The following is a 14,025-nucleotide window of genomic DNA, read 5'->3' on the forward strand; positions in this document are numbered from 1 at the left end:
GTGTCGGATCCCCAAAGGGGCTCCGAACCCGCCCTTGTAGAGTCGAGCTTGCTCGACTGCCGCCCTTGTAGAGTCGAGCAAGCTCGACTCTACACCCCCCCCGCTTGCCGCCCGCCCCCACCAGCGTTAGCGTGCTGCGGTTGCCTTCCGGAATCCTGCCCGTGTCCCTGCCCGCTTCCCGCCGCCACTTCCTGCAACTGGCCGGGGTCGGCCTCGTCGCCGCTGGCAGCGGCCTGCCCCGCCTCGGCCAGGCCCAGCCCGTCGCGGCACCCGCTGCCACCGGTCCGGTCCTGCTCAACTTCAACGAGTGCCCGTATGGCCCCTCGCCCGCCGCCCAGCAGGCGGCACGCGACAGCATCGCCGGCAGCGGCCGGTATCAGTTCGCCCTGGCGGGGCACGTGCGCGATGCCTTCGTCGCCCAGGCCGGCATCCCGGTCGATCATGTGCGCCTCTACCCAAGTTCCAGCGAGCCGTTGAACCGCGCCGCCACACTTTGGACCGGCCCGGAGGCCGCGCTGGTGGTGGCCGACCCCACCTTCGAAACCCTGGGTGACATGGCTGCTGCGCGTGGCGCCCACGTGCAGAAAGTACCGCTGCGCAATGACGGCGCGCACGACCTTCGCGCGATGGCGGCGGCCGCGCATTCGCAAGCAACGGGGCTGATCTATGTCTGCAATCCGAACAACCCGACCGGCTCGATCAGCCCGTCGGCCGAGCTGGCCTGGCTGCTGGCCAACAAGCCGTCTGCCACCCGCGTACTGGTGGACGAGGCCTACCTGCAGTACAGCGATCAGCCCAGCCTGATCGCACAGGTTGCCCAGCGCGATGACCTGGTCGTGCTGCGGACGTTCTCCAAGCTGTACGGCATGGCTGGCCTGCGGCTGGGCGTGGCGACAGCCCACCCCGACCGCCTGCGCGAACTGGCCAGCCTGGGTGAGAACCCGCTGTCGGTGCCGGCGCTGGCGGCAGCGCTGGCCAGCCTGCAGGACCCGCAGTTGATCGCGCAGCGCCGGTTGCAGAATGGGAAAGTGCGCCAGGCCACCATCGCCTGGCTGGGCAAGCGCGGCTTCAGCTGTGTGCCGTCCGAAGCAAACTGCTTCGTGGTGGATGTGCAGCGCGACGGCAACGCGTTCGCCAGGGCGATGGCCGACAACGGCGTGGTGATCGGCCGCAGCTGGCCGATCTGGCCGCAGCGCGTGCGGGTGACCGTCGGTACCGAAGAGGAAATGGCGGCGTTCCGCCAAGCGTTCGCGAAGGTCGCCGGCGTACCGGCGTAGAGAGCTTCGTAGAGTCGAGCCATGCTCGACAGGGGCCTTCCCTACACGCCTGACCGCATTCAAGCGATACCCAAGCTGCCTCAGCCAGCCAATGCTGAGGCATGCCCAGTCCACGTCTCCTGAAAGGCCATTGGTCGCAACTGCAGAACGTGTACGCGAACACCACAGTCACTTACCAACGCCATCGCCACTTTGAGGATCCAGCCTACGCAGCCGTCATCGTTGCGGGACTTCAGTGGATCCGGCAGGAGGGCCGATGTCTCACCCTCGCGTGGGCGGTCATGCCGGATCACGTGCATTGGTTGATGCAACTGCGCCCAGGAACCCTTGCCGCAGCAGTGCAGATGATGAACGCGCTGCAGCCGACTGATCGGCATCGGTGGGCCACTCTGGCAGCGTGGCTACCATGATCACGCCGTGCGAGGTGATGAATCCTTGAGGAACCAGGAGCTGTATATCGCGGCGAATCCTGTCCGCGCTGGACTGGCGGCTCAGCTCGGCGATCATCCGTTTGCGTGGTGCAGGAGGTTCGATTGATGGTCGATTTTGTAGAGTCGAGCCATGCTCGACTGAGGCAGGCCAGGAATCCACAAGTCGAGCATGGCTCGACTCTACAGAAAGACCCCTACCAGCGCGGGGTCTTGGTCAGCGGCGGGGCCTGGTGCTGGCGGTCATAGGCACGCAGCTCGTCGCGGATATGCGCGATGCGCTGGCGGCCCAGGGCGTTGCGGCTGTCATCCAGCACCACGCCATCGAGCAGCTCGGCCATGCGCTGCACGGTCGGCAGCATCTTTTCCCAGGCATCGAGCGCGGTCAGCGGCGCCGGCAGGGTCAGGAAGAAGGCAATGGCCGGGGTTTCCATGGCGCGGATGTTGGCCATGTCGAAGCTGCCCGGCTTCATGATGCTGGCCATCGAGAAGATCGGGCCGCGCTCGGGATGGCCTTCCACCAGGCGGTGGAACACGTTCATGTGGCCAAACACCAGGCCGGTCTTCTCGGCCGCCACCACGATGTCCTCGCCACGCAGCTGCTCACCGGCGCGGGCGGCCACGAACAACGACACGATCTTGTCGAAGTCCTGCGTCGCACGCTTGCCCAGATCGCTGCTGCCCGGATCGGTATCGGCCAGGCCGAGTTCGGCCTGCTGGCCTTCATCGCCCAGGCCCGGCTCGCCACGGCTCTCGGCCAGGGCCACGCCGTCATCGCCCAGCACCGGCTCGCGGCGCTCGCCGCTGCCCGGTTCGGCGCTTTCCACGCGGCGCCCCTGCGGCTTCTTCTTCGGGCGGCCAAACAGGAAGATCGCAGCCACCAGCAGCAGGCCGGCGGCCAGGATGCCGATGCGCAACAGTGCCGTGTCGGTCATTCAGTAGGTTCTCCGGCAAATCCATTCAGGTAGTAAGAATCGCATGTCACGCAGCGCCAGCCAATCGCGCCGCTTCTTCAAGATCCACGCTGACCAGACGACTGACGCCGGGCTCGCGCATGGTCACGCCCGAGAGCTGGTGGGCCGCCTCCATCGTTGCCTTGTTGTGGCTGACGAACAGGAACTGCACTTTCTCGCTCATCTCCTTGACCATGTTGGCCAGACGGCCGACATTGGCTTCATCCAGCGGTGCGTCCACCTCGTCCAGCAGGCAGAACGGCGCAGGGTTGAGCTGGAAGATGGCGAACACCAGCGCCACCGCGGTCATCGCCTTTTCGCCACCGGACAAGAGCGAGATACTGGAAACGCGCTTGCCCGGCGGCCGCGCCATGATAGTTACGCCGGTGTCGAGCAGGTCTTCACCGGTCAACTCCAGGTAGGCATGGCCGCCACCGAACAGGCGCGGATACAGCGCCTGCACGCCGGCGTTGACACGGTCGAAGGTGTCCTTGAAGCGACCGCGGGTTTCGCGGTCGATCTTGCGGATCGCGTCTTCCAGGGTCTCCAGCGCGGTGGTCAGGTCGGTGTGCTGCGCATCCAGGTAGTCCGAACGCTGCGAGGCCTCGCCGTACTCGTGGATGGCCGCCAGGTTGACCGGCTCCAACCGGCGCATGCGCCCATCGATCTGGTGCACCGCCTGTTCCCAGTCGCCCAGGCGCGCATCATCGGGCAGCGCGTTGAGCATGTCCTGCAGCACGAACCCTGCCTTCTCCACCGCGCCCTGCAGGGTCTCGGCGCTGAGCACCAGGGCCTGCTGGTCGAGCTTGCGCTGGGAAATACGCTCGCGCTGGGCCAGCGCCTGTTCGTCGCGCTGGTGGCGGGTCTGTTCGTAGTTGCGCAGCTCGGCGTCGATGCCATCGAGCAGCGTGCGCGCTTCGGTCAGCACGCGGTCGGCGCGAACGCGCTCTTCCAATGCGTTCTGGTGCTCGGCCTGCAGCGACTCGACCGGCGAATCGCCCTCGTCCAGCTGCGAATGCAGCTCGCCCAGGCGCGAATCCAGCTGCCCGCGCTGGGTGCTCATACGCTCCAGCGCCTGGCTCAGCGAAGCCACCTGGGCGCGCTGCGACTCCAGGGTAAGGGCCAATGCGTGCGAACGCTCGCGCACGGCGCGCGCTGCTTCACGGGCCAGGTCTCGCGCCTCGGTCAACTGGCGGCGCTCGCCTTCCAGTCCCTGCCGCGTCGACTCCAGGTCGCCCATGCTGCTGACCGCGTTCTCCAGCCGCGAGCGTGCCTCGCGCGCCTGTTCGCGGTTGACGTCCAGCGTTTCCAGCAGCTGCGACAGCTCGCCTTCGATGCGATCGATACGCGTGCGCGCCGCTTCCACCTTGCCCTGCTGGCCCTGCAGCTGGCCTGCCAGCTCGGACACCGCGCGGTGGGCCTGGTACAGCGAGCGCTGCGCGTCTTCGCGCTGCTGCTCCGCTGCCAGCAGCTGGTCACGGAAACCAGCGAGCTGTTCTTCCAGCGCGGCCTCGCGGTCCTGCAGCTGCTCGATCTGCTCGCGCAGTTCGTTGATCTCGCGTTCGCGCAGCAGCGCGCCCTGCTCGGCCGCACCGGAGCGCGACACGCGCAGCCAGCCCTGGCCGAGGCGCTCGCCGCCCTGGGTGATGATCGAATCGCCGTCCGGCAGGCTGCCCTGCAGCGTCTTCGCTTCGGCCAGGTCGCGGGCACCGTGCAGGTGGGTCAGCAGGCGGCGGATCGCCACCGGACCGCGCACGCGTGCGGCCAGTGAGGTCGGCGCCACCTTCAGATCGCCTGCATCGTCGGCCACCAGCGCGATGCGGCCATCGCCCAATTCACCAAGTGCATCGACCAGGCGTGCCGGATCATCCACCAGCACGCCTTCGATCAACTGACCGAGCGCGCTTTCCACTGCGTTTTCCCAGCCCGCGTCGACGTCCAGGCGTTCGCCCACGCGCGCCGCCGAATCCAGGCCATGGGCTTTCAGCCACGCCGCGGCAGCGCCCTGCTCCTGGCCGAGTGCGGCCTGCTGCAGGGTTTCCAGCGATGCCAGGCGGCCGCGCAGGCCATTGGCCTGCTTGCGCAGCTCGGCCAGTTCGTTCTGACCGGTGCGCTGCTGCTCCTGCACGGCGGCCACGCCCTGCTTGCGGCGCTCGACGTCGTCGCCGAGTTCGTCCAGCGCGGTCTTCTGCGTTTCATGCTGCAGGAACAGCTGCTCGAAGGCTTCTTCCAGTGCGTCCACGTCCAGCCCGGCGCGCTCGCCGGCCAGCGCCTCGCGGCGGCGATCGGCATCGAGGATCTGCTTGTCCAGGTAGTCCACGCGGGTGCGCTCGACATCGCCGGCGCGCGAGGCTTCCGAGCTCTGCGAGGTGTGCTGTTCCCAGCGCTGCTGCCAGCTGGCCAGACGGTCCTCGGCCTCGCGCAGGCTTTCCTGCTTGATTTCGTTCTCTTCCTGCAGCGCTTCCAGCTGCGGAGTGGCATCGTCGACCGCTTGGCGCAGCACCCTCAGCTTGGCTTCGTCGCCGCTGATGTGCTGGCCGAGCTCGGACAGTGCCTGCCGCGTCTCGTCGCGCGCCTTGTGCAGGCGCTGCGACAGTTCACGCTGATGCTGGATCTGCTGCTCGACGCGGGCCAGCGTGCTGCCCACCTGGTAGACGGCAGCCTGCGCGGCATTGAGCGCATCGGCGGCCTCTTCGCGGCGCACGCGCGAGGTCTCGATGCGCGCTTCGGCTTCACGCTGGTCGGCGATCAGCTGCTGCAGCTTGGTTTCTTCCTGCGACAGGCCTTCGCGCAGCTTGGACAGGCGCCCATCCAGGCCTCGGAATTCCAGGGCCTTCCACTCGGCATCCTTGACCCTGCGCTCTTCCTGCAGCGCCTGGTACTGTTCGGCCTGCCGTGCCTGGCGCTTGAGGTGTTCAAGCTGCTTGCTGATCTCGTCGCGCAGGTCGCCCAGCCGGTCGAGGTTCTCGCGGGTATGGCGGATGCGGGTTTCGGTTTCCTTGCGGCGCTCCTTGTACTTGGAGATGCCGGCGGCCTCTTCCAGGTACACGCGCAGGTCTTCCGGGCGCGCCTCGATGATCTGGCTGATCATGCCCTGCTCGATGATCGAGTAACTGCGCGGCCCCAGGCCGGTGCCCAGGAACAGATCGGTGATATCGCGGCGGCGGCACTTGGTGCCGTTGAGATAGTAGTTGCTGCTGCCGTCGCGGCTGACGGTGCGTTTGACGGAGATTTCGTTGAACGAGGCGTACTCGCCGGAAATCGTGTGGTCCGAATTATCGAAGATCAGCTCGACGGTGGCCTGCGACACCGGCTTGCGGGCGTTGGAACCGGAGAAGATCACGTCGGTCAGCGAATCGCCGCGCAGGCGGCTGGCCGAGCTTTCGCCCATGACCCAGCGCACGGCGTCGATGATGTTCGACTTGCCGCAGCCATTGGGCCCCACCACGCCGGTCATGTTGGTCGGCAGGTGCAGGGTGGTCGGATCGACGAACGACTTGAAGCCGGACAGCTTGATCGTGGAAAGACGCATAGAGGTTCCGGACTGGGGCCGGCGAGCGGCCTGCTTACCCTCCAAGTCATTGATCCTGCTGGGATCGCTGGCCGTGGAACGGGTGTGACGCCCTGAGTATACCGATGTGGGCCGGTTCTACGAGCCATGTTCTACGGGGGCGTGGAACATTCCCCGGGCCCGGCCGCGCGGTCAGGGGCCCGCAAAAACAAAACGGGCACCCTTGCGGGCGCCCGTTCTGGTGACACCAGGCCTTTCGGCTTGGGATCAGGCCTTTTCGGCTTCAACCACAACCTTGACGGTGGTTTCGACGTCGGCGTGCAGGTGCACCAGGACGTCGTACTCACCGATGTTGCGGAAGGCGCCTTCGCCCAGGATGACTTCGCTCTTGTTCAGCTCGAAGCCGGCAGCGGTGAAGGCATCAGCGATTTCGCGGGCGCCGACCGAGCCGTACAGCTTGCCTTCGGTCGAAGCATTGGCGGCGATGGTCACGCTCGCGCCTTCCAGCTTGGCCTTGCGGGCGTCAGCGTCGGCGTGGATGGCCTGGGCCTTGGCTTCGTATTCGGCGCGCTTGGCTTCGAACTCGGCCTTGTTGCTCTCGGTGGCCGGAACGGCCTTGCCCTGCGGCACGAGGAAGTTACGGCCGTAGCCCGGCTTCACGTCGACCAGGTCGCCCAGGTTGCCGAGGTTGGTGACTTTCTGCAGGAGGATCAGCTGCATGGTATTGCTCCAGATAAGTTATTCGTTAGCGAGGCGATGCCCCGCAACAAAGGCTGTCCGAATAGCTGGCACAGCGGGGGCGGCACCGGGCCGCCCCGCCGGGCATCAGACGTCGTGGTTGTCGGTGTACGGGATCAGGGCCAGGAAGCGAGCGCGCTTGACGGCGGTCGCCAGCTGGCGCTGGTACTTCGACTTGGTACCGGTGACGCGGCTCGGCACGATCTTGCCGTTCTCGGTCAGGTACTGGCGCAGGGTGTTGAGATCCTTGTAATCGATCTCCTTGACACCTTCAGCGGTGAACTTGCAGAACTTGCGACGACGGAAGAACTTGGACATGGGAAGGCTCCTTAGGCGGCAGAAGCGGCGTCGTCGCCGGCTTCGTTGTCAGCGGTGGTGGTGGACTCGCCTTCTTCGTCGTCACGACGACGGCGCTCACCGCGCTCCGGCTTGTCACCCTTCTCGTCCTTGCTCTTCATGATCAGCGACTGCTCGGTGTCAGCCTCGTCACGCTTGATGACCAGGTTGCGCAGCACGGCGTCGTTGAAGCGGAAGCTTTCGGTCAGTTCGTTCAGAACGGCCTGGTCGGCTTCGATGTTCAGCAGCACGTAGTGCGCCTTCACCAGGTTCTGGATCGGGTACGCCAGCTGGCGGCGGCCCCAGTCTTCCAGACGGTGGATGGTGCCGTTGCCGTTCTCGACCAGCGACTTGTAGCGCTCGATCATGGCCGGGACCTGCTCGCTCTGGTCCGGGTGGACCATGAACACGATTTCGTAATGACGACTCATGTTTTTTCTACCTTTCGGATGTGGCCTTGCGGCCGGACAGCCCCCCGCCGTGGATACCGCGGTGGGGCAAGGGTTCCCGCCAGGAAGGCAGGAAGCCGCGCATTATGGCGCAGATGGGGGTGCCGGGCAACCGGGCCGCGGCGGGCGAACCTGAACCCGGTAGCGCCGGGCCATGCCCGGCGGACGCGTGGACCAGGCTCAGGCCTTGTCGGCGTCGGTGGTGAAGCTCTCGCCGCAGCCACATTCAGCAGTGGCGTTCGGGTTGCTGAACGTGAAGGTCTCGCTCAGGCCGTGCTTGCCGAAGTCGATCACGGTGCCGTCCACCAGGGCCAGGCTCTTGGCGTCGACGTAGATCTTCACGCCCTCCTGGTCGAACACGGTGTCACCCTCGCGCTCGTCACGGGCCAGGTCGGTCACGTGGCCCCAACCGGAGCAGCCGGTCTTGGTCACGCCGAAGCGCAGGCCCAGGGCGCCGGGGGTCTGGGCGACAAAGCGCTGCACGCGCTCGAAGGCGATGGGGGTCAGGCTGATGGCCATGAGGCTCACTCCAGGGGTACGGGGACATTATAAGGAGCCAGGGTCGCGAAAAATGCCTCGCAAGCAGAACGCTGCAACCGGTAAACTCCCGTGTTCACAGATCGAGTCGATCAGCAGAGGATTCAAGTCATGACGGTGGTCAGCGTTGAACATGCGCTTGCCGGGAAGATCCCGGAAGGCGGCGAAGTCACGGTACGCGGATGGGTGCGCACGGTGCGCGGTTCAGCGAATCTGGCCTTCGTCAATGTGAGCGACGGTTCCTGCTTCGCGCCGATCCAGGTCGTGGCCAACGACACCCTGGCCAATTTCGACGAGATCAAGCGCCTGACCAGCGGCTGCTCGGTCATCGCCACCGGGACCCTGGTGAAGTCGCAGGGCAAGGGCCAGTCGTTCGAGATCCAAGCCAGCGCGCTGGAAGTGGTCGGCTGGGTCGAAGACCCGCTCACCTACCCGATCCAGCCCAAGCCGATGTCGCCGGAGTTTTTGCGTGAAGTGGCGCACCTGCGCCCGCGCACCAACCTGTTCGGCGCAGTCACCCGCATCCGCAACTGCCTGGCCCAGGCCGTGCACCGTTTCTTCCACGAGAACGGCTTCAACTGGATCAGCACCCCGATCATCACCACCTCCGACGCCGAAGGCGCCGGCCAGATGTTCCGCGTGTCCACCCTGGACATGGTGAACCTGCCGCGCGACGAGAAGGGCGCGATCGATTTCAGCCGCGATTTCTTCGGCAAGGAAACCTTCCTGACCGTGTCCGGCCAGCTGAACGTCGAGGCCTACTGCCTGGCGCTGAGCAAGGTCTACACCTTCGGCCCGACCTTCCGCGCCGAAAACAGCCATACCACCCGCCACCTGGCGGAGTTCTGGATGATCGAGCCGGAAATCGCCTTCGCCGACCTGGCCGAAGACGCACGCCTGGCCGAAGAGTTCCTGAAGTACCTGTTCCGTGCCGTGCTGAACGAGCGCGGCGACGACCTGGCCTTCATCGCCGAGCGCGTGGACAAGAACGCGATCACCAAGCTGGAAGACTTCATCAACGCACCGTTCGAGCGCATCGACTACACCGATGCGGTCAGCCTGCTGCAGAAGTCGGGCAGGAAGTTCGACTTCCCGGTCGAATGGGGCCTGGACCTGCAGACCGAGCACGAGCGCTGGCTGACCGAGGAACACGTCGGCCGCCCGGTGGTGGTGACCAACTACCCCGAGCACATCAAGGCCTTCTACATGCGCCTGAACGATGACGGCAGGACCGTGGCCGCGATGGACGTGCTGGCTCCGGGCATCGGCGAGATCATCGGTGGCAGCCAGCGCGAAGAGCGCCTGGACGTGCTGGATGCGCGCATGGCCCAGTTCGGCCTGGATCGCGAGCATTACAGCTGGTACCGCGATTTCCGCCGCTACGGTTCGGTGCCGCACGCCGGCTTCGGCCTGGGCTTCGAGCGCCTGGTGGTCTACGTCTGCGGCCTGTCCAACATCCGCGATGCGATCCCCTACCCGCGCGCCCCGGGCAGCGCGGACTTCTAAGCCCACCCCCAACGACCACGGAGGTACTGCCCCCATGACCCTGTTCTTCGCCCTCTGTTTCGTCGGCGTCGCAGTGGCCGGGTTCAGTGCCTTCGTGATCTTCTGGCCATTGACCCTGGTGCACGTGCGCGACCGCCATCCGGCGCTCGCTGCGCGCTTCGGCAATGGCGCCTTCCTCAAGCCCGATGCCCTGGCCTGGCTGCTGCGCCGCGATTACCGCCAGCAGCCGGACCGTTCGCTGTCCGGGCTGGCGACGCCGGCCTGGGTATCGCTGCTGACCCTGCTGGCCGGACTGGGCATGGCCGCCCTGCTCTGGCTGGTCTCGCTCTGGTAACACACACATGAACGACAACAACGACGCACGTGACAGCTGGTGGCTGGCCAGCCTCGGCAACACCCTGATCTGGGCCCGCCTGCGCGTGCGCCCGGCCGGCACTGCCGAAGTGCTCGACAGCGACGGCAACACGCTGAGCTATGACAGCGAAGACACCGCGCGTTCGCAGCTGTTCGACGCCGAGTTCGTCGAGTACGACGGCCTGGACGAGGAAGATGCGCTGGTGCGTGGCTTCAGCCTGCACGAAGTGCAGCCACCGCAGGCGGGCAGTGATGAAGGACTGCGCGGACGCATGATCCAGTCGCTGGGCGCGCGCGCCTGAGGCGCAACCATGTTCACCCCACGCGACTTCGCCGAGACCGACCTGCTCTGGCTCGATCGCCTGCTGGCGCGTGATCCGTTCGTCACCGTGCTGACCACCGGCGCCGACGGCCTGCCTGAACTGACCCGGGTGCCGGTGCTGTACCGGCGCGAGGGCAGCCAGGTTGAACTGCGCGGTCACTGGGCCCGCGCCAACCCGCAGTCGCGCCACGACGGCGCGGCCAAGGTACTGGTCGACGGCCCGCACGGCTATGTGTCGGCCAGCTGGTACCCGGACAAGGAAGCCGCCTCGCGCGTGCCGACCTGGAACTACGCCGCCGCCGAACTGCGCGGCCAGCTGCAGCGCTTCGACGACGCCGACGAACTGGCCCAGCTGGTCTTCGACATCGGCGACCACTTCGAAGCCAGCGTCGGCCAGGACTGGCAGTTCGAACCGCAGCGTGACGACCACCGTCGCCAGCTGCGCGGCATCATCGGCTTCCGCTTCCAGGCCGAACATGTGCAGCTGAAGCTGAAACTGAGCCAGAACCACCCCGAGGCCAACCAGCAGGCGGTGATCGCCGAGCTGAAAAAGCTCGACACCCCGCATTTCACCGAGCTGGCGCAGTGGATGCGCTGGCATCGCGCGCAGACCGCCGCCAGCGACTGAGCGCATTGTCTCCCGCGACGGCGCGGCCGGATGGCCACGCTCCTCGCCCACCCGACGCCAGGCACCCGAACATGAAAGACATCCACAAGCTGCTGCAGAACAACCGCGACTGGGCCGACCGCATCGAGAAGGAAGACCCTGAATTCTTCCAGCAGCTGTCCAAGCAGCAGCACCCGGAATACCTGTGGATCGGCTGTTCCGATTCGCGCGTGCCGGCCAACCAGATCATCGGCATGGCGCCGGGTGAAGTGTTCGTGCACCGCAACGTGGCCAATGTCGTGGCCCACACCGATCTGAACTGCCTGAGCGTGGTGCAGTACGCGGTGGACCAGCTGAAGGTGAAGCACATCCTGATCGTCGGCCACTACGGCTGCGGCGGCGTGCACGCCTGCCTGCACAACACCCGCGTCGGCCTCGCAGACAACTGGCTGCGCCATGTGGGCGATGTGATGCAGAAGCACACCGCGATCATCGATGCGATCGAGACCGACGAGCTCAAGCACGCCCGCCTGTGCGAACTGAATGTGATCGAGCAGGTCGCCAACCTGTGCCGCTCGACCATCGTGCAGGACGCCTGGGCCCGCGGCCAGAAGCTGATGGTGCATGGCTGGGTGTACAGCCTGAAGGACGGCCGCGTGCGTGAGATGGGCATCGACGTGGGTTCGCAGGAGGAACTGCAGCCGGCCTACGAAAAGGCCCTGTCCTACGTGCCGCGCCAAGGCAAGCGCGACTGACCTTCCGGGGAAACCGACCATGCTCGCCTCGCCGATCAACCTGCACGCCTGGATCGAAGAACACCGCCACCTGCTGAAGCCGCCGGTGGGCAACAAGATGATCGACAACGGCGACTTCATCGTGATGGTGGTGGGCGGGCCGAACTCGCGCACCGACTACCACTACGACGAAGGTCCGGAGTGGTTCTACCAGCTTGAAGGCGAGATGGTGCTGAAGGTGCAGGAAGACGGCGCGGTGCGTGACATCCCGATCCGGGCTGGCGAGATCTTCCTGCTGCCGGCGAAGGTGCCGCATTCGCCGCGGCGCCCGCCCGGTGGCATCGGCCTGGTGGTCGAGCGCAAGCGCCTGCCGCACGAGAAGGATGGCGTGATCTGGCATTGCGAACGCTGCAACCACAAGTTGCACGAAGAGTATTTCCCGCTGCAGAACATCGAGACCGACCTGCCCAAGGTGTTCGCGCGCTACCAGGCCAGCCTGGAACTGCGCACCTGCAGCGAGTGCGGTCACGTGGATCCGTTGCCGGCTCCGGCGGCGGGCTGAACCGTCGCCGGGCATGGCCCGGCGCTACCGGCATCGCGACGCCTGATGCATTCGCCGGGCATGGCCCGGCGCTACCGGCATCGTGATGCCTGATGCAGTCGCCGGGCATCGCCCGGCGCTACCGGCATCGTGATGCCTGATGCATTCGCCGGGCATGGCCCGGCGCTACCAACATCGCGACGCCTGATGCATTCGCCGGGCATGGCCCGGCGCTACCGGCATCGTGATGCCTGATGCATTCGCCGGGCATGGCCCGGCGCTACCAACATCGCGACGCCTGATGCATTCGCCGGGCATGGCCCGGCGCTACCGGTGCGCGTGATTCCCAGGTAGCGCCGGGCCATGCCCGGCGAGCGCGCCGCGCGGCATCACGCAGGCCCCAGGCGCTACACTGGCAGCCCCGTTGCAGCCTGTTGCCCGACCATGTCCGACCTGCTCAGCCGCACCCACGCCATCGCCCTGGACGCCGCCGATCCGCTGCGGCCGCTGCGTAACGAATTCCTGATTCCGCGCCATGGCGGCGGTGAACAGACCTACTTCGTCGGCAACTCGCTGGGCCTGCAGCCGCGTGGCGCGCAGGCCGCCGTGCAGGAAGTGATGAAGCAGTGGGGCGAGCTGGCCGTGGAAGGCCACTTCACCGGCCCCACCCAGTGGCTGTCCTACCACCGCCTGGTCAGCGCACAGCTGGCCCGCGTGGTCGGTGCGCTGCCCAGCGAAGTGGTGGCGATGAACACGCTGAGCGTGAACCTGCACCTGATGATGGTCAGCTTCTACCGCCCCACCACCGAGCGCCCGGTCATCCTGATGGAAGCTGGCGCGTTCCCGACCGACCGCCATGCGGTGGAAGCGCAGATCCGCTTCCACGGTTTCGACCCGGCGGACTGCCTGGTGGAAGTGCAGCCGGACCAAGCCAACGGCACGATCTCGATGGCCGCCATCGAACGCGCCATCGGCGAGCACGGCGCCCGCCTGGCGCTGGTGCTGTGGCCGGGCGTGCAGTACCGCACCGGCCAGGCCTTCGACCTCGATGCGATCACCCGCCTCGCGCGCCTGCACGGCGCCCGCATCGGCTTCGACCTGGCCCATTCGGTCGGCAACCTGCCGCTGCACCTGCACGATGTCGCGCCGGATTTCGCGGTGTGGTGCCACTACAAGTACCTCAACAGCGGCCCGGGTGCCGTGGCCGGTGCCTTCGTGCACGAACGCCACCACCGCGACACCACCCTGCCGCGTTTTGCCGGCTGGTGGGGCCACGATGAAGCGACCCGCTTCCAGATGGCGCCGCAGTTCACCCCGGCCATCGGTGCCGAAGGCTGGCAGCTGAGCAACCCGCCGATCCTTGGCCTGGCCCCGCTGCGCGCATCGCTGGACCTGTTCGAGCGTGCCGGGATGGAAGCGCTGCGCCGCAAGTCGCTGGCCCTGACCGGCCTGCTCGATGCACTGGTACGCGCGCGCCTGCCGCAGGTGCTGGACATCGTCACTCCGTCCGAACCGGAACGCCGCGGCTGCCAGCTCTCCTTGCGCGTGCTCGCCGGCCGCGAACGTGGCCGCGCCCTGTTCGAACACCTGCGCGCCATCGGCGTGCTCGGTGACTGGCGCGAACCGGACGTAATCCGCATCTCGCCCACCCCGCTCTACAACCGCTACCTGGACGTGCATCACTTCGTCGAGGAAGTGGAAGCCTGGGCCGGCCTGTAAGCCGCCCCCTCCC

Annotated in this window: 14 protein-coding genes and 1 pseudogene; 9 read left to right on the top strand and 6 right to left on the bottom strand. The window is 66.6% G+C overall.

The features are described from left to right. Positions 1-161: 161 nt before the first annotated feature. Entirely contained in the window at positions 162-1,277 is a 1,116-nt protein-coding gene (locus tag FJU31_RS12510; protein ID WP_150455040.1) for a pyridoxal phosphate-dependent aminotransferase, read from the top strand. Positions 1,278-1,378: 101 nt separating this feature from the next. Then, a pseudogene (locus FJU31_RS19650) lies at positions 1,379-1,814 on the top strand (REP-associated tyrosine transposase). An 88-nt stretch (positions 1,815-1,902) separates the two neighbouring features. Here FJU31_RS19650 and zipA read toward each other — a convergent pair. From zipA to FJU31_RS12545, 6 genes are all read right to left on the bottom strand, one after another. Next, the gene (gene zipA, locus FJU31_RS12520; protein WP_150455041.1) at positions 1,903-2,640 is read right to left on the bottom strand and encodes a cell division protein ZipA; all 738 of its coding nucleotides are present in this window, start codon (positions 2,638-2,640) and stop codon (positions 1,903-1,905) included. 46 nt (positions 2,641-2,686) lie between these two features. After that, on the bottom strand, positions 2,687-6,190 hold the full coding sequence (gene smc, locus FJU31_RS12525; RefSeq protein WP_150455042.1) for a chromosome segregation protein SMC: 3,504 nt from the start codon (positions 6,188-6,190) through the stop codon (positions 2,687-2,689). A 246-nt stretch (positions 6,191-6,436) separates the two neighbouring features. Further along, entirely contained in the window at positions 6,437-6,889 is a 453-nt protein-coding gene (gene rplI, locus FJU31_RS12530) for a 50S ribosomal protein L9 (RefSeq protein ID WP_079222386.1), read from the bottom strand. Between the two features lie 105 nt (positions 6,890-6,994). Next, on the bottom strand, positions 6,995-7,225 hold the full coding sequence (gene rpsR, locus FJU31_RS12535; RefSeq protein ID WP_002804494.1) for a 30S ribosomal protein S18: 231 nt from the start codon (positions 7,223-7,225) through the stop codon (positions 6,995-6,997). Positions 7,226-7,236: 11 nt separating this feature from the next. After that, complete coding sequence (gene rpsF / locus FJU31_RS12540; RefSeq protein WP_049445625.1) at positions 7,237-7,674, bottom strand: 30S ribosomal protein S6; 438 nt, start codon at positions 7,672-7,674, stop codon at positions 7,237-7,239. A 198-nt stretch (positions 7,675-7,872) separates the two neighbouring features. Further along, a complete protein-coding gene (locus FJU31_RS12545) occupies positions 7,873-8,211 on the bottom strand; it encodes a HesB/IscA family protein (RefSeq protein ID WP_150455043.1) in 339 nt (112 codons plus the stop codon). Positions 8,212-8,340: 129 nt separating this feature from the next. Between FJU31_RS12545 and asnS the strand changes: the two genes are divergently transcribed. The 7 genes from asnS (at position 8,341) to kynU (ending at position 14,012) form a co-directional block, all read left to right on the top strand. Continuing rightward, entirely contained in the window at positions 8,341-9,735 is a 1,395-nt protein-coding gene (asnS, locus tag FJU31_RS12550) for an asparagine--tRNA ligase (RefSeq protein ID WP_150455044.1), read from the top strand. A 34-nt stretch (positions 9,736-9,769) separates the two neighbouring features. Next, on the top strand, positions 9,770-10,069 hold the full coding sequence (locus FJU31_RS12555; protein ID WP_108769256.1) for a hypothetical protein: 300 nt from the start codon (positions 9,770-9,772) through the stop codon (positions 10,067-10,069). 7 nt (positions 10,070-10,076) lie between these two features. Beyond that, positions 10,077-10,391, top strand: a complete 315-nt coding sequence (locus tag FJU31_RS12560) for a hypothetical protein (RefSeq protein ID WP_108769257.1) — start codon at positions 10,077-10,079, stop codon at positions 10,389-10,391. A 9-nt stretch (positions 10,392-10,400) separates the two neighbouring features. Next, positions 10,401-11,039, top strand: coding sequence for an FMN-binding negative transcriptional regulator (locus FJU31_RS12565; RefSeq protein ID WP_150455045.1), 639 nt, complete (start codon positions 10,401-10,403; stop codon positions 11,037-11,039). 71 nt (positions 11,040-11,110) lie between these two features. Next, positions 11,111-11,773 carry a carbonate dehydratase gene (gene can / locus FJU31_RS12570; RefSeq protein ID WP_150455046.1) on the top strand — a complete coding sequence of 221 codons (663 nt, stop codon included), beginning with the start codon at positions 11,111-11,113 and terminating at the stop codon, positions 11,771-11,773. Positions 11,774-11,792: 19 nt separating this feature from the next. Next, positions 11,793-12,314 (top strand): 3-hydroxyanthranilate 3,4-dioxygenase, encoded by a 522-nt coding sequence (locus FJU31_RS12575; RefSeq protein ID WP_108758446.1) that lies wholly within the window; start codon positions 11,793-11,795, stop codon positions 12,312-12,314. Positions 12,315-12,737: 423 nt separating this feature from the next. Continuing rightward, entirely contained in the window at positions 12,738-14,012 is a 1,275-nt protein-coding gene (gene kynU / locus FJU31_RS12580) for a kynureninase (RefSeq protein WP_150455047.1), read from the top strand. The last annotated feature ends 13 nt before the right edge of the window (positions 14,013-14,025 follow it).

Source organism: Stenotrophomonas cyclobalanopsidis, from assembly GCF_008710035.1.
GTDB classification, from domain to species: Bacteria; Pseudomonadota; Gammaproteobacteria; order Xanthomonadales; family Xanthomonadaceae; genus Stenotrophomonas; species Stenotrophomonas cyclobalanopsidis.